Raw genomic sequence first — 25,032 nt, 5'->3', positions numbered from 1 at the left:
GAACCGGGGAGGGTTAGGATATCACTAAGATATTAGTAGTCAACAAAGATCGTGAAAGGTATATAAACGACTGAAAAAGTTTGCATTGATGGCTGTGCATCTAACATATTAGATGCGGAATCAGATTGAGCGTGACTGTGGTGCCGTTAAGGAGGAGGAGCCGATGGCCGAAATTGACCTGAGACCTGTCGAGCGGCTCGACGCGGACGTTCTTGTTGCGGGCGGCGGGGCCGCAGGGATTGCGGCGGCGATCACGGCCGCGCGGGCGGGCTGCTCCGTGATCCTGGTCGAGCGCTATGGTTTTTGTGGCGGCGGGGCCGTGGCGGGGCTTTCGGGCACCGTTTGCGGCCTCTACGAAGCCAGCGACGATGAGGGCAGGGAGCTGCGCAAGGTCGTTCACGGCTTCGTCGACGACTTCATCGCCGAGATGGAGGCGCGGGAGGGGCTGACGCCTCCGGTGCGGTACGGCAAGACCTGGACCCGCGTGCACGATCCTCTCGTCTGGCGCGAGGCCGCCGATGCCCTGCTCGCAGAGGCCAACGTGCGGGTGATCTACCATGCCGAAATCCTCGCCGCGCTGTGCGAGGGGTCGAGGGTCGAAGGGGCGGTCCTGTCCACGGTCACCGGCAGGCTCGAGATCCGCGCGAAGCTGTGCGTGGACGCCACCGGCGACGGGGCCCTGTCGGCCATGGCGGGCCTTCAGACTTATATGGGCGACGGCGGCGCCGTGCAGAATCCGACGATGATCTTCCGTATGCTGAACGTCGACGTGTCGCGGTTCGCGGCCGCCTACGGGTCGGACACGATCATGCCGGTCGAGGTCAGCGACATTATCGCCGACGCCGACGGCAACGGCTACACGCTGCCCCGCCGCAAGATCTGGATCTTCACCACCACGCGGCCGGGCGAGTTGATGTGCAACTGCACCCGGATCGTCGGCGCCGACGGGCGCGAGCTCAACGCGACGTTCTGGCGGGATTTCTCGGAAGCCGAGATCGAGGGCCGGCGGCAGGCGCGCGAATATGCCCGGTTCTTCCGCGACCGACTCGCGGGATGCGAGGCCGCGGTGGTCAACGACACCGGGGTGCAGGTCGGCGTTCGCCAGACGCGCCAGGTGAAGGGCCGGTCCATGCTGATGAATACGGATGTGCTCACCGGTGCCAAGTTCGCCGACGGGATCGCGCGGTCGCCCTGGCCGATCGAACTGCACAGCGGGGCCAGGCCACGGGTCGAATGGCTGCTCGAGGATGTCTACGAGGTGCCCTTCGGGTGTTTCGTTCCCGAAACGGGCGAAGGGTTGCTCACGGCGGGGCGCTGCCTGTCTGCCGAACACGAGGCGGTCGCCTCCGCCCGTGTCACCGCGCAGTGCTTTTCCTACGGGCATGCCATCGGCCATGCCGCGGTAATGGCCGTGCGCGAAGGGCTTTCGGTTCATTCCATCGAGGGCCGCGACATTCGTGCGCTGCTCAATAAGGACGGCGCAGGCCTGGACGGCTAGGAGACCCAAGATGACCTATCGCAGCAATTTTACCCCTGGAACCACCCGATGGGCCGTTCGGCGCGCGCAATGGCTGGCCATGGGGATCCGCGAAGAAGATTTCGACAAGCCGAAGATCGCGGTGGTCAACAGCTCGTCCGGCCTTTCGGTCTGTTTCCAGCATCTCGACGGTGTCGCCGAGACGGTCAAGCAGGCGATCCGGGCCGCGGGCGGCTTGCCCTTCGAGATCCGTACCGTCGCGCCGTCGGATTTCGTCACCTCTGCGGGAAAGCAGGGGCGCTATCTGATGCCCAGCCGGGATCTGCTGGTGAACGATATCGAGGTTCAGGTCGAAGGCGCGGAGCTCGACGGCATGGTGCTGCTGTCCTCGTGTGACAAGACGACGCCGGCGCACCTGATGGCCGCGGGGCGCCTGAACGTGCCCGCGATCTTGCTGACGTGCGGCTTTCAGCTCGGGGCCGATTGTGGCGGCCGCGAGAATGATATCGAAGAGGTCTACAAGGCCGTGGGCGCGGTCAAGGCGCGGCGGATGACGCTGTGCGACCTGAAGGAAATGACACGCACCGCGATCAAGGGGCCGGGCGTCTGTGCCGGGCTGGCCACGGCCAACAGCATGCACTGCATGGCCGAAGCCTTGGGGATGGCCTTGCCGGGCAACGCGCCGATCCGCGCCGGTTCGGAGCGGCTTGACGAGTACGCGCGCGCCGCCGGGGCGAGGATCGTGGAACTCATCAATCAGGACATCCGGCCGCGCAGCATCCTGACGCCCACGGCCTTCCGCAACGCCGTACGGGTCGCCACAGCCATCGGGTGCTCGGTGAATGTGGTGCGCCACCTGACGGCGGCAGCCGTCGAGGCCGAATGCGATGTCGACGTGCTGGCTGAGTTCGACGCCGCCGCGCGGCTCCCGCAGATCACCCAGATTCGCCCCAACGGCCCGACCCGCATCGAGGCCTTCGCCGAAGCAGGCGGCGTCTCCGGCGCGATGATCGCGCTGCTGTCGGAGCTGGACGGAAGCGTCCTGACGGTCACCGGCGCGACGCTTGCCGAAAATCTCGCCGCCCGGCCGGCGCCGGATCCCGAGGTCATCAGGCCGCTGGAACGCCCGTTCCGCGCCGAGCCCGGGTTGGTGATCGTGCGGGGCAACCTCGCGCCGGACGGCTCGGTCGTGAAGCTCTCTGCGGTGCCCGCTGCCGTGCGCCGGTTCAAGGGGGCTGCTATTGTCTTCGAGGACGAGGCGGCCGCGATCGACGCGATCGAGCGCGGAGAGATCAAGGCGGGGCAGGCGGTGGTCCTGCGCATGCTGGGCCCGAAGGGCGGGCCGGGCACGGTCTTCGCGGCATCCTTCATGGCCGCGCTGGTCGGGGCCGGTTTCGGATCGGAAGTGGCCGTGATCACCGATGGCGAGCTGTCCGGTTTGAACAGTGGCATCACCATCGGTCAGGTCATGCCCGAGGCGGCTGAAGGAGGGCCGCTTGCCGCCGTGCAGGACGGTGACATCATCGAGATCGACCTGGAGGCGCGCCGGATTACGCTGGAAGTCTCCGAGCAGGCTCTGGCCGAGCGCATCGCCGCATTGCCCGAGCGCCCGACGACACTGGAGCGCGGATGGCTAGCCATGTATGGAAAGCTGGTGCAGCCCTTGTCGAAAGGCGCGGTGCTTCGCGCCGAGGAATGACTATCGGATGACCCGATGACCGTAGCCCAACCTGACGCAAAGAAAAGCCATATGGCGAGAGCCTATGCCGAACTGGAGCGACGCATCGTTTCGCTCCAGTTTCGGCCGGGCCAGGTCGTATCGGAAAACTCGCTGACACAGGAATTGTCGCTGGGGCGAACGCCGATCCGCGAAGCCCTGCGCGAGCTGAGCCGCGAAGGCCTGGTGACCATTATGCCCAAACGGGGTGTGGTGATCGCCGAGATCGATATCGCGCGGCAGCTTCGCCTGTTGGAACTGCGCCGGGTGGTTGAGCGCCTGGTCGTGGAATGCGCCGCGCAGCGGGCGACCGACCTCGAAAAGCGGCGCTTCGCGAACCTGACGACCGAGATGCGCCGCGCCGCGATCGCCGAGGATGGCGAGGCCTTTCTCGATCTGGATCGCCAGTTCGACGAGATGATCGTGGAGGCGGCGCGCAACGAGTTCGCCGCCGCAACCATGCGCCTGAACCAGGGCCTGTCACGCAGATTCTGGTTCGCCTACTACCGCCACTACGACAATCTGTCCGAGACGATACGGCTTCATGCCGAAATCGCGCAGGCCATTTCGCAGGGGGACGCGGCCGAAGCGGCCGTGCGCCTCGATCGCCTGATCGACAATGTCGAGGCGTTCACGCGCGCGACGCTGGATTTCGACCGCAGCTGGCTCACAAGCTGAGCGCGCGGGCCCGCGATAACCCAGGCTCCGACTTTCCGACAGAGCAGGGCGGCCGCCTCAGGCCGGCCGCGTCTCCTTCAGCAGGACATGCAGGATGTCGGCGTAGACCTGCGCGCCGCATGCAAAGAGGAATTCGGCATGGGGCGTGGCGTCGAAGAAGCGGTAGAAATCGCCGGTGTCGTTCAGCACCTCGACATTGTCACGGTCCGTCGGGCGCCAGTCGACATGAGGACGCAGCCGGCGCTAATAGCTTTCCAGCACCTGCCGGTAGGCCTCGATCCGCTCGAGGATCACGGCCGAAACCGGGAAGACGAGCCCGGGCGGGTTGAAGCCGCGCGCGGCGATCAGCGCGGGCAGATCCTTATGCCGGGCGCTGACGTGATCGGGCAGTGGGCTCCCGCCGCACGTTCATGTTCCCCGATGAAGCTGCCGTCCCGGCGCAGATCAAGATACACGAAGCGCGCATCGCCGATGACGATGCGTTGCAGGCGTTCGAGTTCTGCACGGTCGATCGGATGTCGTCCGGCCTCGCCGATGATTTGGCCCCAGCGGCGGATGCTGTCTGTCCCGGGTTGGGCGCTCGCCGGATACCGCTTTGCGTCAGATCCGGCAGTGCCCGCACCGGTTCAGCCTGTCCAATTGAACAGATCAAGACCAAACCTAGGTTTGGTCCTCATTCTGCGGCATCAGCGCTTCCAGGCTTTCGCGGCTGGTCAGGATGTGCTGGCGCATCGCCTCGGCGGCGCGGTCGGGATCTTTGCTCTGGACCGCAGAGAAGATTGCCTCGTGGTGTTCGTTTGCCGTGTCTTCGAGACGTTTGAAGACCTTCCCGATTGGCAGGAACATCTCGGTGCGGGCGTCCTCCACTGCGCGGAAGAGAAACGGATTGCCCGAGGCCTCGGCCAGCAACAGATGGAACTCGGAATCGAGTGCGCGGAAACGAGCGATGTTGGGGGTGATCGCGCGCATCTCCGGCGTTTCGCATAGCCGGCCCATGGCCTTGAGCATGGACTCCAGACGGTCGAGCTGCTCTTCGGTGCGTCGGGTGGCCGCGAGCCGGGTCGCCATGCATTCGTTTGCGATACGATACTCGAAAATATGGTCGAGCTGCGCCCGCCTGGTCTCCATATAGCTTTGGATCTCATGCGGCTGCAGTTCGTTCTGCGCCTTGACGATCAGCCCACCCATCATGCCGCGTTTGACCTGGATGAGGCCCTCGCCCTCCAGTACGCGCATGGCCTCGCGAATGGTGGTGCGCGAGACCATCATTTGAGCCGCGAGATCGCGTTCGGCCGGCAGCTTGTCGCCAGGCATGAAACGGCCGAGAAAAATCGCGCGTTTGACCTGCTCCACGACGAGCTCATAGGTGGCGGCGGGGCGGATGCTGCCGATGACACCCTGGATCAGATGCTCATCTCCTTGATCCGGCTCCGGCGGATCCGACGGTGTGCGATCGTGTGTTTCGTTGTCGTTCACATTGTTCCCCATGCAAAGCGCGCTCCGAAAACCTCCTAGGGTGGGTGCTTTGGGCTATTGGTCTACTTTATGTTGGTTTCGGTTCTTCTCCAAGTCCGTATGCTAGCGGAGAGGGGCCGATGCAGAAGCTTGTCGGCCAAATTCCAATGGTCTAATGATAAGACCAATGTAATTACGTATGGCTGCATCGGCGTGACCGTGTCCCGTATAAGGCGAAATTCCGGTGTTTCGAGTGCGCCGCACGGGCGGGGGGCACGCACGGCGCGGCCGGGCTCAATCGGACGGCGTGAGATAGGCGCCGGTCATCCCGCCGTCGACCGCGATGCATTGTGCGGTGAGATAGCTGGCCTCTTCGGACGCGAGAAAGGCGGTCGCGGCCGCGATCTCCTCGGGCAGGCCGAGGCGGCCCATCGGGATGTGCAGCCGCCGGAGCTGCCATGCCTCGTCTTCCTTCACGATTTGCGCCCCCATCTGCGTTGCGGTGACGCCTGGGGCAATCGCGTTCACCCGGATGCCCCTGCGCGCCAGCGCCACGCCGAGTTCCCGGGTCAGCGAAATCACTCCGCCCTTCGAAGCGGTATAGGCGATCTGCGACGGATAGGACCCCATCAGGCCAACGACAGAGGCGATGTTGACGATTGCGCCGCCGCCGTTCTCCAACGGTGCGAGCGCGTGGCGGGACGTGAGGAAGATGCTCTTCAGGTTCACGGCCATCGTGGCGTCCCAGGCCTCTTCCGTGGTGTCCTCCAGCGCGTTGTCCGCCGGATGAACGATGCCGGCATTGTTCACCAGGACGTCGAGGCCGCCGAAAGCCTCCACGGTGCTGGCGATCATTGCGGCGACCTCGGCATCCACCGCGACATTGGCGCCGATGGCGATGGCTTCTCCGCCCGCGTCGCGAACACTCTGCGCGGTCTGTTCGGCATTCGCCAGGTTCAGATCCGCGACCGCCACCCGCGCGCCATCGCGTGCAAGTTTCAGGGCGATGGCGGCACCGATGCCGCCGCCAGCTCCCGTGACCACGGCGGATTTAGATTTCAGCTTCATGTCGGTTTCTCCTCGGTCTTCGGGATGGCCGGAGCGGCGGAGTGCCGTCCGCAAGAATGGGCTGCGGCGTCGTCGGCCGCGCAACAGGGAAGGGAATAGGAATGGATGCAACTCTGGAAAACCGGATCGCCGTGGTCACGGGAGCCGGCGGCGGCATCGGTCTGGCGGTTGCGCAGGAACTCGCCCGGTTGGGCGCGCGTGTCGAGGCTCTGGACCTGAAGACGCCGCCGCAGGGCGCATTGCCGGAGGCGGCGCAGTTCACCCAGGTGGATCTGCGTGACGGCGATTCGATTGGCCGGGCGGTGGAGCGGATCGCCGCGACCCATGGCCGGATCGACTATCTGGTGAACTGTGCCGGCGTCTGCCTTTTCGAACGCGACGGTTCGGTTCTGAGCACCGAGCCCGCGGCCTTCGACCTGACGTTTGACGTGAACCTCAACGGGGTCATCCGGATGGTGCGCGCCGTCGTGCCCCATATGCGCGCCTGCGGTGGTGGGGCGATGGTGCACATCGCCAGCGTCGTGGGGCTGCGCAACATGGAAAATATCGTTGCCGGCGGACCCGCCGACGCCTACCAGCTTTCCAAAGCCGCGGTGGTATCGCTGTCGCGGTCGCTCGCCATGCAGCTCGCGCCGGAGAATATCCGCTCCAACACGGTCTGCCCGGGGTCGATCGTGACGCCGATGACCGAGGAGATTTATGCCCAGAACGACCGCGTCTCCGCGATGGAGAGGCGTACGCCGATCGGCAGGATCGGACGACCTCACGACGTAGCGGCTGCCGTGGCTTTCCTGCTGTCGGACCGCGCCTCCTTCATTACGGGTGTGGACCTCCCGGTAGACGGCGGTTTGATGGCGAAACTTTAGGATCGGACGGCCCTCGGCAAAAAATACGGTTGACACGGATAATAAAGGTCCGATTATTAGACCAAAGGCAAGCTGAAAAATCGGCGCCGCTTTCCGAGCAAGGGGAGAGAAATGCTTCAGATGAAGGAGGCGGGGGCAACCCCGTCGCAGGTAGCGCTTGGCCAAACGGCCGTCGGGGCGGCCGCTGGACAGTCTCTTGTCGTGACGAATGTCTGCAAGAGCTTCGGCGGGCTCCAGGTGCTGAAAGACGTCTCGCTCGACTGCGCCGCTGGCGAGATTGTCGGGCTGATCGGGCCGAACGGCGCCGGCAAATCCACCCTGATCAATGCGATAACCTCATTGATGTCGGTCACCTCTGGCGAGGTGACGCTAGGCGGTGTGCGGGTGTCGAACACCACGCCGCAATTCTGTGCGGCCTCGGGGCTGGGTCGTACGTTCCAGAATATCAAACTCTTTACGCGCCTGACCGTGCGCCAGAATGTCGAGGTGGCCCATACCTCGGGGCTGCGAGACCGCGGTTCTCTGAGTGCCGGGATCGACATCGATGCCCTGTTGGACCAGTTCGACCTGTCGCGCTTTGCCGATTGGAAGGCTGGTGCTCTGTCCTACGGCAGCCAGCGCCGTTTGGAGATTGTCCGGGCACTGGCGTTAGCGCCAGAATTTCTGCTTCTGGACGAGCCGGCGGCCGGGATGAACGCTGCCGAGACCACGGCACTTATCTCGGCGGTACGACAGGCTTCGTCCCAGTTTCGCTGTGGCGTGATTGTCATCGACCACGACCTTCGTTTCATCGTGACGCTCTGCAGCCGGATTTTCGTGCTGGACGCCGGGCGGATTATCGCATCGGGCACGCCCGCCGAGGTGACGAAGGATCCCAAAGTGATCGAGGTCTATATCGGCCATTCGAAAAACAAGAAGACCAAATCAAGAGAGGAGTAAGTCAATGTCTGAACTTCGGAATAAATGTCTTCCCGCCCTTCTGGCCAGCGCTGCGCTGGTTGCCTCCGCGGCCGTGCCGGCCGTAGCCGAGGATGACGGTCTGGTTATCGGCTATGCCGCCGCCGTCACCGGACCCTATGCGCCCTATGACAGCCCCGACGGCGTGTCCTGCCGCGTCGACCAGATCAACGAGGCGGGCGGGATCAACGGCAAGCCTGTCGAACTGCAAATCCGCGACACCAAGAGCGATCCGGTCACCGCCGCCAACGTGGCGCAGGAATTGATCGACGCGGGCGCCGACGTCCTGCTTGGCCCGCCGACGGATGACGGCTTGATCCCGATCGCGGGCATGGCGATGGCGCAGAGCATCCCGGTCCTGGCGGTCGGTGCCACCCAGCCGGCCTTCCCCCAGGCAGCGCCCGATAACGGCTATCTCGTGCCTTATGGTGACAATGCCTCGGCCGCCGCTGCAGCCGAGGCCGCCTATGCCGCCGGGCATCGCAAGGCGGTTCTCATGATCGCCCACGACGTCGGTGCCTACTCGTTGCTGACGCCGGAATACTTCGCCCAGGCCTTCGAGCGGCTGGGTGGCGAGATCGTGGGGCGCGTCGCCTATCACCACGGGCTGGCCGACTATACCCCGCAGGTTACGGAGATCCGCAATCTCGACGAACAGCCGGATATGATCTTCGCCGCTATCCTGGTGCCCGATGCAGGCGTTCTCGTCCGTACGCTGGCCAGTTCAGACGTGAACATCCCGGTCTATGGCACCGATGGGTTTGACGATCCGTCCTTCATCGAGGTGGCCGGGAAGGGGGCCGGTCTCGCCACATTCTCCACCCACGGGTTCCCGTCCGAGGGCAGTGCCCTGAAGGCGTTCTACGAGGATTGCACCGCGCGCGGATATACCGTCCAGAACATCTTCTTCGGTCTCGGCGGCGAGGCGGTCGAAGTGGTCAAGACGGCGACCGAGGCCGCAGGTTCGTTCGAGCCTTCGGCGATCAACGCGGCGATCCGCGAGATCGACGGGATGAAGGGCATCGTCGCCGACTCCATCACCTACAAGGGCCAGAACGGCACGCCCCTGAAGAAGATGGTGATCATTCAGGTCAAGGACGGCGCCTTCACGCCGGTGCAGAGCATCATCCCGAGTTGGGTGGCGCAGCCGTAATGTTCACGGCAGACGGCATATCGGTTTCTTACGGCCCTATCCGGGCCGTAAGAGACGTCAGTATCGACGTCTCCGAAGGGGAGATCGTCACCTTGCTGGGCCCGAACGGCGCAGGGAAATCCAGCCTGATTTCGGCGTTGATCGGGCTGGTTCCGAAGGCCGGCGGGCAGACCTCGTTTCGCGGCGAAGATGTCACCGGCCTGTCGACCGAAGCCCTCGTTCGGCGGGGGATGACGGTGACGCCCGAGGGACGGAAGGTCTTTGCCGACCTGACCGTGGCGGAGAACTTGCGCCTCGGCGCGGCGACACGCAAAGACCATGACGGGATCGCCGAAGATACCGAGAAATACCTTGAGATGTTCCCGATCCTGAGGGAGCGCTTCCATTCGGCGGCGAAATACATGTCGGGCGGCGAACAGCAGATGCTGGCGATCTCTCGGTCGCTGATGTCGCGCCCGAAGCTGCTGATGCTCGACGAGCCCTCGCTCGGGCTCGCCCCCCGCATCGTCGATCAGATCTTCGAGTTCCTCGTGAAGTTGCGGGAATGGGGGCTGACCATTCTGGTCGTCGAGCAGAATGCCGGCGATGTTCTCGAATTTGCCGACCGGGCCTTTGTCCTGGCGAGCGGCGCGTTGCAGTTCGCAGGCACCGCCAAAGAGCTGCGCGAAACCGGCGACGTGATGGAAATGTACCTGGGGCTAGAGGCGCACTGAGCATGGATTACCTTCTGCAGCAATTGCTGAACGCGCTCAGCCTGGGCGGCGAATACGCGCTTCTGGCCCTGGGATTGGCCATCGTCTTTTCCGTCATGGGGCTGGTGAATTTCGCCCATGGCGATCTGATCACCGTGGGCGGCTATGCGATGTTCCTGGTGGTCGTCTATCTCGGGCTCTCCAACCCGGTGATGCTTCTGCCGGTAGGCGTGCTCTCCGTCGTTCTGTTCGCCGTCTTCCTGGAGAAGGTTGCGTTCAAGCCGGTGCGGGGCGCGCCGCCCACGACCGGCATGCTGATGGCCTTCGGGATCTCGATCCTGATCCAGAACATCGCGCTGATCTTCGTCGGCACCCGTCCTAAGCCGGTACCAACCGCCGATTTCCTGATGACCAACATCACCATCGGCTCGGTCCGCATTCCGATGGTCCAGATCCTGGAAACGGCCGTGACCGTCGTCGCGATTTCCCTTCTGGTCGTCTTTTTGCGCCGCACCACCATCGGCATGGCGATGCGAGCGGCCGCCAAGGATGTGAGCACGGTGCGCCTGATGGGGATTCGCGCTGACCGCGTCGTCACCACGGCCTTCGCCATCTCGGGCTTCCTGGCGGGACTTGCCACCGTCTTTATTCTGGCCCGCCGCGGCGCCGTCGATCCCTTCATGGGCTTCACCCCGGTACTCAAAGCCTTTGTCGCGGCCGTGATCGGCGGTTTCGGCAGCTTGCCCGGCGCCGTGCTCGGCGGCTTCGCCTTGGGGATATCCGAGGTCATGCTCCAGGTCATCCTGCCCGATTACATGGCGGGTTTCCGGGATGCCTTCATCTTTACCGCTGTCGGCGTGCTCCTGTTGGTCCGTCCCCAAGGCATCCTTGGTGAGCGTCCGGATTTCGGAGAGAAATCATGAAGATTCATAAACGCACTCTGTCCGGGACGCTGGTACTGGCGGCTGTCGTCATCCTTGCCGGCATTCTCGTCGCGTCCTTCGCCGAACCGTATCATCAGCGTCTATTCTTCACCTTTCTCGTCAACCTGATCGTTGTGGTGGGGCTGCAGGTCTTCATGGGGAATTCCGACATCACCCATTTCGGCCATGTCGGCTTCATGGGGATCTCGGCCTATGTGGTTGCGATCCTCGCAACGCCCATCGCGATCAAGCGGACCGCCCTGGCCACCGCGCCTTTCGGGCTGAATACGATCCAGATATCACCGGTGGTGGCGGTGATCGTGGCGGTTCTCGTCACGCTCGCGATTGCCTCCCTCGTCGGGGTGATGATGGTGCGCCAGAACGGTGTGCCCGCGACCATCGCGACGATGGCGTTCCTCGTCGTGGTTCATGTGGTGCTGGTGAACTGGGTCGATCTAACCCGTGGTCCGCGGGCCTTCTACGGGATCCCGGTTGCGGCCACGCTGAGCTGGGCCGTCGCCGCCGCCGTCTTCGCCATCGTGGCGGCTCGGGTGTTCCGGGACTCAAAGTGGGGTTTGCAGCTGCGTGCCGCATCCGAAGATCTGGCCGCGGCAAGCGCGGTTGGCGTGCGTATCCGCAAACTGCGCTTTGCCGCCTGGATGCTCAGCGCCTTTCTGATGGCTATCGCCGGAGCGCTCTTTGCGCTCTTCGTGGGAACGATAAGTCCGAAGAGCTTCTATTTCGACCTGACCTTCCTGACGCTGGCGATGCTCATCCTCGGCGGGATGCACAGCGTGACCGGCTCGGTGCTGGGCTGCGTCATGGTCACCGTCGGCGTAGAGCTCATGCGCTATCTCGAAAGCGGCCCGACCATCGCTGGGATGGAGCTGCCGGACATGTTCGGTCTGACCGGTTTCTTCCTCGGCCTGATCATCGTGCTGTCCATGACGTTCCGCCCGTCCGGGCTGATGGGCTCGAACGAAGTGGATGATGTCTGGTACCGCCGGAAGGTGCGCAAGACCGCACTGGAGGTGGCGTGATGACGATGAATCCCAACGAACGGACGGACGCGGGACCACTCGTCTATCACCCCACGATCGGCGCAAGGGTTCGCGCCGGTGATTACGCCGACCATGCCGCTTCGAGTTATGCGCTGGCCGAGATCGCACTCGGTGAGGGGCGCGGCACGGACGCGGCGGAGCTGGCACGCTATACCGTGACGGAGGCGCTGGAGGCCTATGAACTCTTCACCGCCTGGTGCGACGAAATTCCGGATTTCATTGCCGGGCGCGGGATCCCGGCAGAGACACTTGCCGCAGAAACGAAGCGTTTGCGGGAGCTCTGGGACGGTGCGAGTGGCGATGCCTTCGACGCGGCCGCTGGCTGGGACCGATACAGGGCTTTGATCGAGACGTTCGCCACCGCTGCGGCGGCGGGTGGCGGCGACCCCCGTATGCTCGACGAGGCCCGCGAGATCTGGCGAGACACACATGATCGGCTGTGCGACGGGGTCTATTTCTGGGTTGACGCCGCCGCGCGGCTTCTCGGGGAAGAGATCACCGGCGAGCTCTGGGATGTACTGATGCAGCCGATGTACGACTATTACGTCCGCTATGACATCGACAACCATCCCTGGCCGCGCAGTTTCGATCTTCTGATGCACTATGCGTTCGAGGGGATCCGCGGGCATCTGACAGGCCCGGGCCGATCCGGCGCTCTGGAAATCGAGGAAGAAGAGGACCGCTGGGCAATCCGGTTCGATCCCTGCGGATCGGGTGGACGCACCATGCGCGACGATCCCGACACCGGCGGTGGCCCGAGGATGGAGGCCCCCTGGAACCTCGGGGTCACCCAGAAGGAATACGACTGGTCGTGGAACAAGAAGGGCGTCTGCCTCTACTGCGTGCATTGCTGCCAGCTGAATGAGCGCATGCCGATACGGCGCTTCGGCTACCCGACCCGGGTGGTGGAACCTCCGGTCTGGCCTGCGTCCCGCAAGGGCGGCAAGTGCACCTGGTATGTCTACAAGGACCCCGCGCTGGTGCCGGACGAGATCTATGCAAGGGTTGGGGCGACGCCCCCCCAGCGGCTCGGCGGCCGCGCACAAGCGGAGCAGGAGGGGGGAAGATGACGGAACAGGCGATCCCGCTCAACAAGATTGCGCTCGACGGAATGGTCTCCGGTGAGATCGATCTGGTGCAGATGGAGGTCCCCGATCTCAACGGGACCCTTCGGGGCAAATTCGTCTCAGCGAAGAAGGTCGCGGCCGGGGGCAAGAGCGCTGTCTGCACTGTGCTCTATCAGCTCACGCCGGCGGACGATGTCTGGGAGTCGGAACACAGCTCCTACGACAACGGCTTTCCCGATGCGTTGGGAGTGCCTGATATGTCCACGGCGATCCGTTTGCCCTGGCGCGACGGAATGGCGGCGGTGCTCTATGACGTGGTTTATCCGAACGGAACGCAGTTTCCGCTGTCGCCGCGCAGTGTCCTGCGCCGCGTCGCGGAGCGGTTCGAGGAGACCGGCTACACGCCGATGTTCGGCATGGAGTTTGAGGCCTTCATTTTTCATGCCGATCGCGGGGTCCTCGCGGAGAACCGTCATCACGAATTGACGTCTCTGGGACGGATGCACAACGCCTACCGGTTGACCCAGGCGGAAGAGGCGCGCGAACTCGGGGCCGAATTCATCCGCCGGATGCGCAGTATCGGCATCACGGTAGAGGTCTTTCATACCGAGCTGGGCTATGGCGCGGTGGAGTTCGCGCTGGCGCCGGCACCGGCGATGCAGGCCGCCGACAACGCCGCCCGGGCCAAGACCTATTTCCGCGAGCTTTGCGCCGAACGCGGCCTGGTCCCGAGCTTCATGGCGAAATGGAAGACCGATGAGTCCGGCTGCGGCGGCCACGTCCATCAGAGCGTCTGGAAGGATGGCGAGAACGCCTTTTACGATCCCAAGGCGGGCGATGATCTCTCGCTGGTGGGCAGACAGTATCTGGCCGGCCTTCTGGCCGGGCTTTCCGATTGCGGTGTTCTGTTCCGACCGACGGTCAATTCCTTCCGCCGTTTCAGCGTGCAGGCCTGGGCGCCGGAGAATGTGTCCTGGGGGTACGACAACCGCAGCGCCGCTCTGCGCGTCATCACCTATCCGACGCCCAATGCCTGCCGGATCGAGCATCGTGTGCCAGGGGCGGACGTAAACCCATGGTTGGCGGTCGCGGCGATGCTCGCAGGTGGGCATCTGGGGATCGACCGGACGCTGGTGCCGCAGCGCGCGGCTCAGGGCAATGCGGTCAAGGCGGGGAATTTCCCGAGATTGGCGGACAACCTGGGCGATGCGACGGAGGTTTTTGCCGCCTCTGAGTTCTGTCGCGACTACTTCGGCGCCGAATTTGTCGACCAGTACGCCGCCTCGAGGCGAGTCGAGTTGCAGCACTGGAACGATTGGCTGGCCAGCGAGGTCACCAGCTTCGAGCTCCGACGATACTTCGAGACCAGTTAACCGAAATCCTGAAAACCAAAGGAAAAACTGCGAGGTGGCGCCGCGCACCGCAGCCGGGATTGAATAGCTAAAATTATTGGTCTAAAAAATAGACCATTAGAACCAGGGCCGAAAAAGACAGAACCGGCGCCAGGAGCTTGGCGCACGGCAAGGAGTACTTATGCCAAAAACCGAAAGCGTGCTGGTCGGCGAACACGGCCGGGATATCCCTCAAAGCTGCGACGTTGTGATCGTCGGCGGCGGTGTCGGCGGCATCTACGCTCTTTACCAGATGAGGCAGCGCGGTCTGTCCGTCCGCCTTTTCGAGGCTGGCAGCGACGTCGGCGGAACGTGGTACTGGAACAGCTACCCCGGCGCCCGCGTCGACATTCCAAGCTATGAATATTCCTACAGCTTCGATCCGGAGTTGCAGCAGGAGTGGCGCTGGCCGGAGAAATATTCGGCTCAGCCTGAGCTGCAGAAGTATTTCCGCCATGTTGTCGATCGTTATGACTTGCGCGAATACATCACCTTCGACACCCGAGTGACCGCGACCCGCTTCGACGAGGCGACGAACCGCTGGCATGTCGAAACCGACGGCGGCGAGAAGGTCGACTGCCGCTTCCTGATCCTGGCTACAGGTCCGCTGTCTGAGCCTATCTTTCCGCGCGTGGAGGGAATTGACCGCTTCAAGGGCGTGTCCATCCACACCGGCCAATGGGCCCAGGGTGGTCCGGATGTAAAGGGAAAGCGCGTGGCCGTGATCGGGACCGGTTCGACCGGCGCGCAGGTTTCGCCGGAACTCGCGAAGGAGGCGGAGAAGCTCTACCTTGTCCAGCGCACACCGGCCTATTCGGTCCCCTCGCAGAACCGTCCGCTGAGCGACGATGAGCATAGAGAGGTTCTCGAGAACTACGATGCGATCCGGGCCCGGGCGCGCAAGAACCGCTCGAACCTCGGGATCGACGTCTGCGACGACTCTGCGCTGGACGTCGATGCGGAGACCCGCGACCGCATTTACGAGGAACGCTGGGAGATGGGCGGCCTCGGCTTCACGGCCGCGTTCGGGGATCTCTATACTTCGGTCGAGGCCAACGGAACGGCGGCGGAATTTGTCCGCAAGAAGATCCGCCAGATCGTCATGGATCAGGGTCTCGCCGACCACCTGATGCCCGACACCCTTATCGGCGCCAAGCGTCTGTGTGTCGACAATGGTTATTTCCAGATGTTCAACCGCAACAATGTCGAACTTGTCGACCTGCGGGAGAACAACCTGATCGAGATCACCGAAGGCGGTCTCCTGATGGAAAGGGGGGAGATCCCGGTTGACGTGATCGTGTTCGCGACCGGGTTCGACGCTATCACCGGGGCGCTGCTCAAGATCGATATCCGGGGGCGCGACGGACTATCGCTCCGCGAGGCTTGGGCGGACGGGCCGGAAACCTGGCTCGGTATCGGCACGGCCGGCTTCCCCAACCTCTTCCTGGTGAACGGTCCGGGCAGCCCGGCCGGTCTGGCCAACATGGTTGTACTCGCCGAAGACAACGTGAACTGGATCGCCGATTGCATCGCGCACATGGAGCGCGCAGGGGCCGAGACCATCGAGGCGGACAAGGCCGCGCAATCGGAGTGGGCCGAACGTCTGACCGAAATGGCCGAAGCCTCGATCTACCCGCTGGCGAACTCCTGGTACGTCGGCGCCAATGTACCGGGCAAGCCGCGCAAGTTCGTTTCGCACATGGATTATCCGGAATACCTCAAGGCCTGCCAACAGTCGGCGAAGGCGGGCTATTCGGGATTTCTCCTCAAATAGGACCGGTCCGGCCCGACGTCCGGGCCGGACCCAATAAACTCCAGACATCCTGTCTGGAGGCGGCCGTGTCGCGGCCGCCGGACAGGTAGCCAGATGTGTGAAGCGATACAGGGGAGGACATCACCATGAACAGCGGTCAAACCACCCAGGCCCCCGATATCATGAGACTGGAGCAGGCGATCCGCGAGGGCGGGATCGATACGGTGGTCTGCGCCCTGCCAGACATCTGGGGGCGGCTCGTCGGAAAGCGGCTAACGGCAAAGTACTTCCTCGACGCGCTGCGCGGCGGGAAAGGGTTCGCGTCGTCGGTGTACCTGTTCGTCACCGACATGGATATGGACCCGCGACCAGGCTACCGGCTGACCGGCTGGGAAAAGGGCTTTCAGGATTTCACGCTGCGGCCGGATCCGTCGACCTTCCGTATTCTTCCCTGGCATGAGCGCACCGCCTTCTGCCTGTGCGACGCGGTGACGGCGCAGGGCGAGGATCTGCCCATCGCGCCGCGCAATATCCTCAAGCGTCAGATCGACAGGGCGGCGAAGCTCGGCATCGGTTTCAAATGCGCCACCGAGTTGGAGTTCTTCACCTTCCGCAACAGTTTCGAAGACGCTTGGGACCGGCGCTACCGCGATTTGACGCCTACGTCGCGGTATCGGGCGGATTACCACGTGCTGCAATCCAGCCTGGATGAACCCTTCCTCCAGTGTCTGCGCGATCACATGGAAGCGGTCGGCATCGAGGTCGAGAACGCCAAGACCGAATGGGGGTTGGGCCAGCAGGAAATCGCGTTGAAATACTGCGATCCGCTGGAGATGGCCGACCGGCATGCCCTCTACAAGACCTGGGTGAAGGAGATCCTCGGTCAGCAGGGGTATTCCGCCACGTTCATGGCCAAGCCGTTCATCGATGAGGTGGGCTCCTCGTGTCACGTCCACATCTCGATGTGGGACAAGGACAGCGGTGCGCCCGCCGGTCACGATCCGGCACGACCGGGCGGTATGTCCGAGCGCTTCGGCGCGTTCGTCGCCGGCATGATCGCGGGCGGGGCGGAGTACTGCTGGCTCAGCGCGCCGACGATCAACTCCTATAAGCGCTACCGCAAGGACAGCTTCGCGCCGGTGCAGCTGGTGGTCGGGAAGGACAACCGGACCTGCGGCTTTCGGCTGGTGGGCGAGGGAGCGAACTTCCGTGTCGAGAACCGCATCCCCGGTGCGGACGCCAATCCCTATCTCGCACTCGCGGGTGTGATCGCCAGCGGCCTGGACGGCATCGAGGCAGGCATGGCCACGCCCGAGATTTATGACGACAACGCCTATCTCAACCCCGCGCTACCGCGGGTTCCGGTGACGATGGGCGAGAGCATTCGCAAATTCGCCGCCGCCGAGACCGTGCGCGCGTCGCTGGGCGACCAGGTTCACCAGCACCTGGTCAACTTCGCCGGTCAGGAGCTCGATGCTTTCGAGCAGGAGACCGTCACCGACTGGGAACTCACCCGATACTTCGAACGCATCTAGGCACCGGGGCCCGCCCCCCATGCGTCCTTCAAGGAGACAGATATGACAGCAAAGAAAACCGTCCTCGTGACCGGAGGCACCGGCGGCATCGGTACGGCGATCAACGAGCGCCTGACCGCCGAGGGCTATCAGGTGGTCGCGGCCGACCTGAATATCGACCCGTCACAGAACGGCGCGCTGGGGCGGACCGGGACGGCGGAAGTCTATCTGCACCAGGTCGAGGTGCAGGACAGCGACAGTGTCGTGGCCTGCGTGCAATCGGCGGTCGAGATAGGCGGCGGGTCACTGGCCGGCGTCGTGAACTGTCATGGGATCGTGCGCCATACGCCGATCGAAACCGTGACGGACGATCAGATGGGCATGGTCTGGAACGTCAACGTGGCGGGCTCGGCCCGGGTCTGTCAGGCGGCGGTGCCGCACATGAGCGCGGACAGCGCGATCATCAATATTTCCAGCGTCACCGCATGGCTCGGCCGGCTGCCCGGCGCCTCGATGTACGGCGCGTCGAAATCGGCCCTGCAGGCCTATACCCGGTATCTCGCCTGTGAGCTGGCCGAACGGGGAATACGGGTGAATGCCATCGCCCCCGGCTTCATCCTTGCCCTGCCTCTGTCTGAGTCGATGAAGGCGATCGGCTGGGGCGGCTCTGAAGAACAGGTGGTTGCCCGGCTCAAGGCCGAGATCCCGATGAACCGCTTCGGCAAGTGCGAGGAGATTGCGGATTCTGTCGAATTCCTGCTGTCGCCGCGCGCGTCCTACATCACGGGCACCACGCTGCTCGTTGACGGCGGGGTGGCCGCGCGATGACCGGGATCGACCGCGCCGCCGCCAATGCCGAGGCGTTTCGCCGGATGACCGCAGCCGAGCCTGTGCTCGTCGACATCCTCCCCGCTCGCGATGTGGTGCCGGGGATGGACCGGCGGATCGTCCTGACCTCCGGCGCGCCGCTGCCTTGGGAAGACTATGAAGGCGGCCAGCGGGAAGGGCTGATCGGCGGCGCTCTCTACGAGGGTTGGGCCGGCACCCGCGAGGAGGCGATCGCGCTGTTCGACAGCGGCGGGATTGCCGTCGGCGCCTGCCAGGACCATGCCTGTGTCGGCTCGCTTGCGGGCATCTACACGCCGTCCATGCCGGTATTCGTGGTCGAGGACCGTGCCACTGGTCGCCGGGCCTATTGCAACATGTACGAAGGCAAGTCGCGCAAGCGGCTGAACTACGGCACCTACGATGAGACCGTCCATCGCCAGCTGAAGATGGTCGAGACGATCCTTGCTCCGACTCTGGCCGAAACGGTGCGGGACATTGGCGGCGTTCCGTTGAAGCCGCTGATGATCCGGGCGCTGAACATGGGGGACGAGCTGCATTCGCGGAATACGGCGGCGTCCCTGATGTTCGCCCGCGAACTTACGCCGGGTTTCCTGAGGCTGTTTTCTAAACTCGGCAGCCATGTGGAAAAGACGGTGGAGCTGCTGACGGAGGATCATTATTTCTTCCTGCGGCTGTCGATGGCGGCGGCCAAGGTGTCGGCCGATCTCGCCCATGGTGTCGAAGGGGCGTCCATTGTCACCGCCATGGCGTTTTCGTGCCGGGAGTTCTCGATCCGGGTGTCCGGTCTGGACGGCTGGATCCGCGGCCCGCATGCCTCGGTCGAGGCCAAGCTCTTCGACGGGCACGACGCCTCTGAAATTACTTGGATGGGCGGGGAAAGCCCGATTACCGAGACCATCGGTCTGGGCGGGTTCGCCCAGGGCGGGGCCCCCACGCTGCAGGCCTATCAGGGCGGCAGCTACGCCGCGATGATGGCCCGGAACGAGACGCTGTACGACATCGTCGAGGGCGAGAACCCCGACTACAAGATCGCGGCGTTCGGCTATCGCGGCACCCCGACCGGGATCGACCTGTTCAAGGTACTGAAAACCGGGATCCTGCCGGTGATGGATATCGGCATTGCGGGCAAGGGCGGGGGACAGATCGGCGCCGGCGTCGTCTCGGCTCCGATGGACTGTTTCCGGCAGGCGGCGGAGCTGTATGCCGCGCGGTATGGCGATTGAGGAGGCAATCATGACGGATATCAATGACAAGCTGCATCCGAAACTGAAGGAGATCCTGGCGGTTCCGGAGAACCCGGATGCCACCGCGGTCGAGGAGCAAACGCCGGACGAGGCCCGGGCCGAGTGGAAGGGCGACATGAGCGCGGTGGACGGCCCCGCGCCGGAGATGGCCGAGACGCGAGATATCGTCCTGGCGGGCCCGGCGGGCGACCTGTCGGCGCGGCTTTATGTTCCGGCCGGTCTTGCCGCCGAGAACCGACCCTGCCTGGTCTATTTCCACGGCGGCGGTTTCATCCGGGGCGACATCGACACCCATGATTCAGTTTGTCGCGTTCTTGCTGAGGCCGCCAACGTCGCGGTGATCTCGGTCGACTACCGGCTGGCCCCGGAGGCGCGGTGCCCCGCGCCCGTGGAGGACGCCCACGCCGCCGTCGCGCAGATTGTCGCGCGGGCGGCGGAGTTCGGGGTTGATCCGGCCCGCATCGCGGTGGGCGGGGATAGTGCCGGAGGCAACATCTCGGCCGCGCTGACCCTGATGGCGCGGGACGGCAGCGGCCCGGCGATCAAGGCGCAATTGCTGATCTACCCAGTGACCGACCTGCTGAACGAGACCGACTCGGCGCGGCTGTTTTCCCGGGGCTATCTTCTGAATTCGATGCCCTTCTATACCGCGAGCTACCTCGGGCCCGACGGTAATGCCGCCGATCCACTGGCCTCGCCACTTCTGGCGGAGGATCACGCCGGGCTGCCGTCCGCCATCGTCATCACAGCGGGCTACGATCCGTTGCGCGACGAGGGTGTCGCCTATGCCGAGAAGCTCCGCGAGGCCGGGGGCGAGGTGGTGCACCTGCATTACGACAACATGATCCACGGTTTCAGCTCGCTGCGTGGCCTTCTGGACGAGGCCGACGCCTCGTTGCGCGAGGCCGGGTCCGCACTGGCGCGGCTGCTCTGACGGTCCCCGATGCCGGGCGCTTGGGCATGATCGACCGGGAAGGCCCTGTTCTAGCCGCCGGGTCGGCGGAGATCGTCGGCCCGCGGCTTCAGGCTGTTCTGGATGAGATCGTGTGCGACATGTCCGGCCGAGCTGAACGTGGTCTTCCAGCCGATTACATCCCGCCCCTGGCAAGCGTCGATCCCGCCTGTTTCGGCATCGCCGTGGCGCTGGTGGACAACCGTGTCTTCACGGCCGGAAACGCCGAGCAGGCCTTCTCGATCCAGAGCATTTCGAAGCTGTTCACGCTGACCCTCGCACTGGGCATGTTGGGCGACAGCCTGTGGCGTCGTGTCGGGCGCGAACCCTCGGGGGATGCGTTCAACTCCATCGTTCTCCTGGAGTATGAGCGCGGCATTCCGCGCAATCCTTTCCTCAATGCCGGTTCGTTGGTCGTGGCCGATGCGCTGCTGTCCTCGGCGCGCGCGCCGCGAGAAACCATCGGCGAAATCCTGCGCTTTCTGCGTTTCGTGGCCGAAGACGACGGGATCGCCATCGACCCGGTCGTGGCGCAGGCGGAGAAGGCCACCGGCTATCGCAACGCGGCGCTCGCGAATTACCTCAGTTCCTTCGGGAATCTGACCAACCACCCCGAGCATGTCCTGGGGGTCTATGTGCATCATTGCGCCATCGCCATGTCCTGCCGACAGCTGGCCATGGCCGGGCGTTTTCTCGCCGCGCGGGGGCGCAATCCCGCCACCGGCCATAGCGTGGTCTCGGAAGAACGGACCCGTCGGGTTAACGCGCTGATGATGACCTGTGGCCACTACGACGGGTCGGGCGATTTCGCGTTCCGTACCGGCCTCCCGTCGAAAAGCGGGGTCGGCGGCGGAATCCTCGCCATCGTGCCGGCGGTGGCCTCGATCGCGGTCTGGTCGCCCGGCCTAAACGCACAGGGCAATTCGCTGCTCGGCATCGAGGCGCTGGACATTCTGTCGCGCCGAATGTGCTGGTCGGTGTTCTGATTCTGCGCTCCTTCTGACCCCTCAACGCCTCTGCAAGATATCCTCATGCTCAACCCTCCGAATTTGTCCCGCCCTGTGGTTTTGGTCACGGCTTCACTGGCCTCTCCCTTGGTCAGTCCGATGGTCTGCGATGCGTTGAGCGCCGAGGCCGAAAACGCCATGCGCCATTTACGGGCGCTGGGGGCCGAGGTGCGTTTTATCGAGGCGTCCGTGTCTCAGGCGCCTGCCAGCGGCCTGCTGTCGGAGCATATCGCGGGCCTGGTCGTGCTGGGCGGCGCCGATATCGACCCGACGCTATACGCCCAGGAGGCGAACACCGACACGCTCTACGGCGTCAATCGGGCCGCAGACGAGCTCGAGGCGTCACTGATCGCCGCCGCGCTGGTTCGCAAGCTGCCGGTCTTCGGGATCTGCCGCGGGTTGCAGCTGATCAACGTGGTGCATGGCGGCACACTGATTCAGGATCTCGGGCAGCCGACCTTGCACAATGCGACGTCGGACAATGCCATCATGGTCCGGCATGAGGTCGAGGTCCTGCCGGGCAGCAGGCTGGCCGATATCATGGGGACGGACGCGCGACAGGTTCTGTCCGGCCATCATCAAGCCATCGGGCGGCTCGGCAAGGGGCTGCGGGCCAGTGCTCGGGCGGCCGACGGTGTGATCGAGGCGGTGGAGCATACCGATGGGGCCTGGCTGCTCGGCGTCCAGTGGCACCCCGAGGATCCGGCGGCGTCGGTCGAGGATCTCTACCCGTTGTTGAACGCCTTCCTTGCCGCTTGCCGCGAGGACGCTCCGATCGAGGGATGAGCGGACCCTTCGACGCGGGCAACAGCCGGTCGGAGCGTTATGCGGCTCGACGGTCGCTTTCTGGGCCCATGGTGTGATCCGGCTGCGCGCCGTGGAAACCACCCCGCCTTGGCCGGCTATCCGTGACCGAGGGGACGGCTTTGGCTACCGATTGACACGATTGAATAGCCGAAGAATTGGTAGCCGCCTTCTTCCCGGATATTGAGGCAAGGGGGCTATGACGGGCACAGCCGGCTCGGCGACGATTTCAAACCGGACGCGGTGGCGCAGCTCACCGACCAGGGCTTCCAGTTCTTCGGCAGCCCACGGCGGCGCGTCCGCGCTCGCAGCCCATGTGTCCGCATGAGCCTCTCGATGCAAAGCCAACCCGCCGTAATCTCGCAACCGGTGTATTTCGGACTCCTGCCGATTTCCTCAGTCGGTTAAGATTGTCCGGCGGTGACCCTAGTGGTCAGAAGTGGGGAGAATACCGGGTGGAGCGTCGGCTCGCCGCGATACTAGCCGCCGATGTCATCGGCTATTCGCGCCTGATGGGGCAGGACGAGGCGAGAACCCTCGAACGCCTCAAGGCGGTACTGGATCGCATCGTTCGGCCCGAGATCGACGCCAATGGCGGGCGGATCGTCAAGCTGATGGGCGACGGCGTGCTGGCGGAATTCTCAAGTGTGGTCGGTGCCGCCAAATGCGCGCTCGCCGTCCGAGCCGGGCTTATCGCCGACCAGGCGGAAGTGCCCGACGCCGAGAAGATCCTGCTGCGCATGGGCATCAATCTCGGCGATATTATTGTCGATGGTGACGACATCCACGGCGACGGCGTGAACGTCGCCGCACGGCTTGAGACGCTTGCCGAACCGAACACGATCTTCGTCTCGGGCGCCGTTTATGATCAACTTCACGCGAAACTGCCGGTCGTTTTCGACGCGCTCGGCAAAAAGGCAGTTAAGAACATCCGTGAGCCGATCCGCGTGTATCGACTGCGGGAGGGAGGCGCCCAAAGGAAGACCGCAGCGGGAATTTCCGTGCCGGGGTACAGGCGCCGAATTGCAATCAGGGCTGCAAGTGCCGCGATAATCGTTGGTGGGGCCTTCGTTGCCTACCTCTATCTGGCTCCATCCAACCGCGACCCTGTCCGGCAGGATGCGCTCGCCAAGTCAGAGGGCCGTCCGACGGTAACCGTCCTGCCACTGAGTATAATTGGCGACGACTCCCGAGATCAGTATTTTGCGACTGGGATCAGTCAGGACATAACCGCGGCACTGACGCATCTGTCCGATCTGATGGTCATAGCCCCAAGCCGCGACGTCGGGGGCGAGGGGAACTCCCCGTCGGCCGTGCTCGCCCGCGGTAACGGCGGCGCCCGCTTCGTCGTGGGAGGGACGCTTGCCCGCATTGACGACATGCTGCGGATCAGTGTCGAGCTGGTGGATACGGCGACCGGCGAAACGCTTTGGCTGCAGACCTACAATCGCAGCCGTGATGCGCTCGCCTCGCTTGCCGGCGACATCCTGGACGGTATCGTGCCGCGCCTGCCGGTCAAGCAAACGGATCAGCATAGGGCCGCTACCGACAATACGCATTTTCCAAAGCCGTTGGCCTACGACCTGTATTTGAAAGGCAATCTGAGCTTTGCGCGGTTTTCGCCTCCGGCCATCGAGGAAGCCAAGCAATACTATCGGGACGCGGCACAGATCGATCCCGACTATGCGAAGCCGCCCGCGAACCTCGCGTTCGCCACGGCGTTGTCGGTTCAGTTCGGCTGGTCGGCGACACCCGAACAGGACCTAGTAGAGGTCGACCAGCTTATCGACCGTGCGCTCAAACTCGATCCCGACGTCCATCAGGCTTATCTGGCGCGCGGCGTCTCATTGCGCTCGCAGCGGCACTACGAAGAGGCTATCGCGGCTCTCAAAAAGGCGTTGGAGATCGCGCCGAACCACGCCGACGCCTACGCGATGATCAGCATCACCTACGTCTTCGCCGGGCATCCCGAGGAGGGCCTGTCCGCGATCGAGAACGCGATGGTTCGCGATCCGAACCATCCTTTCTACTATCTCTACGACAAGGCGATGGCGCTCTTTCATCTCGACCGGTTCGAGGAGGCTGTCGCGCCGCTGCTGCTGGCACTCCAGAAGAATCCCGACTTCCTTCCCGCTCGACTGCTGCTGGCCTCGACCTACGCCCATCTCGGCCGCCTGGACGATGCGGGCTGGGAATACCAGGAGGTGCTGGCGCGCAAACCTGACTTCACCCTGTTGCAGGAGCAGGCCCGCATTCCATACGCTGACCCGAACGATCTGTTCCGCTATATGGATGGCCTTCGAACCGCGGCCGGTGATTTGCGATGACACCGGCGTTGCGCTCGAAGCCGTCATTCGCGACATGTCCACTCAATGGCCGCGCTGGCGCCGCAATGGGCCGAAAG

The 25,032-nt window shown here is 64.0% G+C and carries 22 protein-coding genes; 19 read left to right on the top strand and 3 right to left on the bottom strand.

Translation table 11 applies throughout. The features are described from left to right. Positions 1-163 precede the first annotated feature (163 nt). Genes MUB46_RS06060 through MUB46_RS06050 form a run of 3 tightly spaced genes read left to right on the top strand, consistent with a single transcriptional unit; the run spans position 164 to position 3,872 of the window. The gene (locus MUB46_RS06060) at positions 164-1,498 is read left to right on the top strand and encodes an FAD-dependent oxidoreductase (RefSeq protein ID WP_261614977.1); all 1,335 of its coding nucleotides are present in this window, start codon (positions 164-166) and stop codon (positions 1,496-1,498) included. Between the two features lie 10 nt (positions 1,499-1,508). Further along, positions 1,509-3,176 carry a dihydroxy-acid dehydratase gene (ilvD, locus tag MUB46_RS06055; RefSeq protein WP_261614976.1) on the top strand — a complete coding sequence of 556 codons (1,668 nt, stop codon included), beginning with the start codon at positions 1,509-1,511 and terminating at the stop codon, positions 3,174-3,176. 51 nt (positions 3,177-3,227) lie between these two features. Next, complete coding sequence (locus MUB46_RS06050; protein ID WP_261614975.1) at positions 3,228-3,872, top strand: GntR family transcriptional regulator; 645 nt, start codon at positions 3,228-3,230, stop codon at positions 3,870-3,872. A gap of 57 nt (positions 3,873-3,929) precedes the next feature. Here the strand turns inward: MUB46_RS06050 and MUB46_RS24260 are convergent, their stop codons facing one another. From MUB46_RS24260 to MUB46_RS06035, 3 genes are all read right to left on the bottom strand, one after another. Next, the gene (locus tag MUB46_RS24260; protein WP_315902711.1) at positions 3,930-4,061 is read right to left on the bottom strand and encodes a hypothetical protein; all 132 of its coding nucleotides are present in this window, start codon (positions 4,059-4,061) and stop codon (positions 3,930-3,932) included. A gap of 471 nt (positions 4,062-4,532) precedes the next feature. Continuing rightward, entirely contained in the window at positions 4,533-5,348 is an 816-nt protein-coding gene (locus MUB46_RS06040; protein WP_261614974.1) for a FadR/GntR family transcriptional regulator, read from the bottom strand. A 273-nt stretch (positions 5,349-5,621) separates the two neighbouring features. Beyond that, positions 5,622-6,395 carry an SDR family NAD(P)-dependent oxidoreductase gene (locus MUB46_RS06035; protein ID WP_261614973.1) on the bottom strand — a complete coding sequence of 258 codons (774 nt, stop codon included), beginning with the start codon at positions 6,393-6,395 and terminating at the stop codon, positions 5,622-5,624. A gap of 101 nt (positions 6,396-6,496) precedes the next feature. On the opposite strand from MUB46_RS06035, the gene MUB46_RS06030 reads away from it, so the two are divergent. The 16 genes from MUB46_RS06030 (at position 6,497) to MUB46_RS05955 (ending at position 24,955) form a co-directional block, all read left to right on the top strand. Beyond that, complete coding sequence (locus tag MUB46_RS06030) at positions 6,497-7,261, top strand: SDR family NAD(P)-dependent oxidoreductase (protein ID WP_261614972.1); 765 nt, start codon at positions 6,497-6,499, stop codon at positions 7,259-7,261. Positions 7,262-7,372: 111 nt separating this feature from the next. After that, entirely contained in the window at positions 7,373-8,200 is an 828-nt protein-coding gene (locus MUB46_RS06025) for an ABC transporter ATP-binding protein (protein ID WP_261614971.1), read from the top strand. A 4-nt stretch (positions 8,201-8,204) separates the two neighbouring features. Then, positions 8,205-9,371, top strand: coding sequence for an ABC transporter substrate-binding protein (locus tag MUB46_RS06020; protein ID WP_261614970.1), 1,167 nt, complete (start codon positions 8,205-8,207; stop codon positions 9,369-9,371). Further along, positions 9,371-10,084: an ABC transporter ATP-binding protein gene (locus tag MUB46_RS06015; RefSeq protein WP_261614969.1), complete on the top strand. Its 714-nt coding sequence runs from the start codon at positions 9,371-9,373 to the stop codon at positions 10,082-10,084. Before MUB46_RS06020 ends, MUB46_RS06015 begins: the two co-directional genes overlap by 1 nt. A gap of 2 nt (positions 10,085-10,086) precedes the next feature. Further along, entirely contained in the window at positions 10,087-10,986 is a 900-nt protein-coding gene (locus MUB46_RS06010) for a branched-chain amino acid ABC transporter permease (RefSeq protein WP_261614968.1), read from the top strand. Further along, positions 10,983-12,026 (top strand): branched-chain amino acid ABC transporter permease, encoded by a 1,044-nt coding sequence (locus MUB46_RS06005; RefSeq protein ID WP_261614967.1) that lies wholly within the window; start codon positions 10,983-10,985, stop codon positions 12,024-12,026. The genes MUB46_RS06010 and MUB46_RS06005 overlap by 4 nt, the downstream gene beginning before the upstream one ends. After that, positions 12,026-13,117 (top strand): hypothetical protein, encoded by a 1,092-nt coding sequence (locus tag MUB46_RS06000; protein ID WP_261614966.1) that lies wholly within the window; start codon positions 12,026-12,028, stop codon positions 13,115-13,117. Before MUB46_RS06005 ends, MUB46_RS06000 begins: the two co-directional genes overlap by 1 nt. Then, positions 13,114-14,487: a glutamine synthetase family protein gene (locus MUB46_RS05995; protein ID WP_261614965.1), complete on the top strand. Its 1,374-nt coding sequence runs from the start codon at positions 13,114-13,116 to the stop codon at positions 14,485-14,487. The genes MUB46_RS06000 and MUB46_RS05995 overlap by 4 nt, the downstream gene beginning before the upstream one ends. Before the next feature lie 160 nt (positions 14,488-14,647). Then, on the top strand, positions 14,648-16,279 hold the full coding sequence (locus MUB46_RS05990; protein WP_261614964.1) for a flavin-containing monooxygenase: 1,632 nt from the start codon (positions 14,648-14,650) through the stop codon (positions 16,277-16,279). A gap of 125 nt (positions 16,280-16,404) precedes the next feature. Continuing rightward, complete coding sequence (locus MUB46_RS05985; protein ID WP_261614963.1) at positions 16,405-17,793, top strand: glutamine synthetase family protein; 1,389 nt, start codon at positions 16,405-16,407, stop codon at positions 17,791-17,793. Between the two features lie 42 nt (positions 17,794-17,835). Then, positions 17,836-18,600: an SDR family NAD(P)-dependent oxidoreductase gene (locus MUB46_RS05980; RefSeq protein WP_261614962.1), complete on the top strand. Its 765-nt coding sequence runs from the start codon at positions 17,836-17,838 to the stop codon at positions 18,598-18,600. Further along, the gene (locus MUB46_RS05975; RefSeq protein ID WP_261614961.1) at positions 18,597-19,844 is read left to right on the top strand and encodes a YlbE family protein; all 1,248 of its coding nucleotides are present in this window, start codon (positions 18,597-18,599) and stop codon (positions 19,842-19,844) included. Before MUB46_RS05980 ends, MUB46_RS05975 begins: the two co-directional genes overlap by 4 nt. Before the next feature lie 10 nt (positions 19,845-19,854). Further along, complete coding sequence (locus tag MUB46_RS05970) at positions 19,855-20,799, top strand: alpha/beta hydrolase (RefSeq protein ID WP_261614960.1); 945 nt, start codon at positions 19,855-19,857, stop codon at positions 20,797-20,799. 26 nt (positions 20,800-20,825) lie between these two features. Continuing rightward, the gene (locus tag MUB46_RS05965) at positions 20,826-21,803 is read left to right on the top strand and encodes a glutaminase (protein ID WP_261614959.1); all 978 of its coding nucleotides are present in this window, start codon (positions 20,826-20,828) and stop codon (positions 21,801-21,803) included. Positions 21,804-21,848: 45 nt separating this feature from the next. Continuing rightward, positions 21,849-22,610, top strand: a complete 762-nt coding sequence (locus MUB46_RS05960) for a gamma-glutamyl-gamma-aminobutyrate hydrolase family protein (RefSeq protein WP_261614958.1) — start codon at positions 21,849-21,851, stop codon at positions 22,608-22,610. A gap of 473 nt (positions 22,611-23,083) precedes the next feature. Beyond that, on the top strand, positions 23,084-24,955 hold the full coding sequence (locus MUB46_RS05955) for an adenylate/guanylate cyclase domain-containing protein (RefSeq protein WP_261614957.1): 1,872 nt from the start codon (positions 23,084-23,086) through the stop codon (positions 24,953-24,955). Positions 24,956-25,032: the final 77 nt, after the last annotated feature.

The sequence above is a fragment of the Microbaculum marinisediminis genome, assembly GCF_025397915.1.
Classification (GTDB): Bacteria; Pseudomonadota; Alphaproteobacteria; order Rhizobiales; family Tepidamorphaceae; genus Microbaculum; species Microbaculum marinisediminis.
This window is presented reverse-complemented; position numbering and strand designations above follow the sequence as displayed.

Excerpts from the sequence above, each read along its gene's own strand:
- ilvD (WP_261614976.1), top strand. The coding sequence starts at position 1,509 with ATGACCTATCGCAGCAATTTTACCCCTGGAACCACCCGATGGGCCGTT.
- MUB46_RS06015 (WP_261614969.1), top strand. The coding sequence starts at position 9,371 with ATGTTCACGGCAGACGGCATATCGGTTTCTTACGGCCCTATCCGGGCC.
- MUB46_RS05980 (WP_261614962.1), top strand. The coding sequence starts at position 17,836 with ATGACAGCAAAGAAAACCGTCCTCGTGACCGGAGGCACCGGCGGCATC.
- MUB46_RS06035 (WP_261614973.1), bottom strand. The coding sequence starts at position 6,395 with ATGAAGCTGAAATCTAAATCCGCCGTGGTCACGGGAGCTGGCGGCGGC.
- MUB46_RS06050 (WP_261614975.1), top strand. The coding sequence starts at position 3,228 with ATGGCGAGAGCCTATGCCGAACTGGAGCGACGCATCGTTTCGCTCCAG.
- MUB46_RS05990 (WP_261614964.1), top strand. The coding sequence starts at position 14,648 with ATGCCAAAAACCGAAAGCGTGCTGGTCGGCGAACACGGCCGGGATATC.
- MUB46_RS06030 (WP_261614972.1), top strand. The coding sequence starts at position 6,497 with ATGGATGCAACTCTGGAAAACCGGATCGCCGTGGTCACGGGAGCCGGC.
- MUB46_RS05985 (WP_261614963.1), top strand. The coding sequence starts at position 16,405 with ATGAACAGCGGTCAAACCACCCAGGCCCCCGATATCATGAGACTGGAG.
- MUB46_RS05995 (WP_261614965.1), top strand. The coding sequence starts at position 13,114 with ATGACGGAACAGGCGATCCCGCTCAACAAGATTGCGCTCGACGGAATG.
- MUB46_RS06020 (WP_261614970.1), top strand. The coding sequence starts at position 8,205 with ATGTCTGAACTTCGGAATAAATGTCTTCCCGCCCTTCTGGCCAGCGCT.
- MUB46_RS05975 (WP_261614961.1), top strand. The coding sequence starts at position 18,597 with ATGACCGGGATCGACCGCGCCGCCGCCAATGCCGAGGCGTTTCGCCGG.
- MUB46_RS06025 (WP_261614971.1), top strand. The coding sequence starts at position 7,373 with ATGCTTCAGATGAAGGAGGCGGGGGCAACCCCGTCGCAGGTAGCGCTT.
- MUB46_RS06000 (WP_261614966.1), top strand. The coding sequence starts at position 12,026 with ATGACGATGAATCCCAACGAACGGACGGACGCGGGACCACTCGTCTAT.
- MUB46_RS05970 (WP_261614960.1), top strand. The coding sequence starts at position 19,855 with ATGACGGATATCAATGACAAGCTGCATCCGAAACTGAAGGAGATCCTG.
- MUB46_RS06005 (WP_261614967.1), top strand. The coding sequence starts at position 10,983 with ATGAAGATTCATAAACGCACTCTGTCCGGGACGCTGGTACTGGCGGCT.
- MUB46_RS06010 (WP_261614968.1), top strand. The coding sequence starts at position 10,087 with ATGGATTACCTTCTGCAGCAATTGCTGAACGCGCTCAGCCTGGGCGGC.
- MUB46_RS05965 (WP_261614959.1), top strand. The coding sequence starts at position 20,826 with ATGATCGACCGGGAAGGCCCTGTTCTAGCCGCCGGGTCGGCGGAGATC.
- MUB46_RS06060 (WP_261614977.1), top strand. The coding sequence starts at position 164 with ATGGCCGAAATTGACCTGAGACCTGTCGAGCGGCTCGACGCGGACGTT.
- MUB46_RS05960 (WP_261614958.1), top strand. The coding sequence starts at position 21,849 with ATGCTCAACCCTCCGAATTTGTCCCGCCCTGTGGTTTTGGTCACGGCT.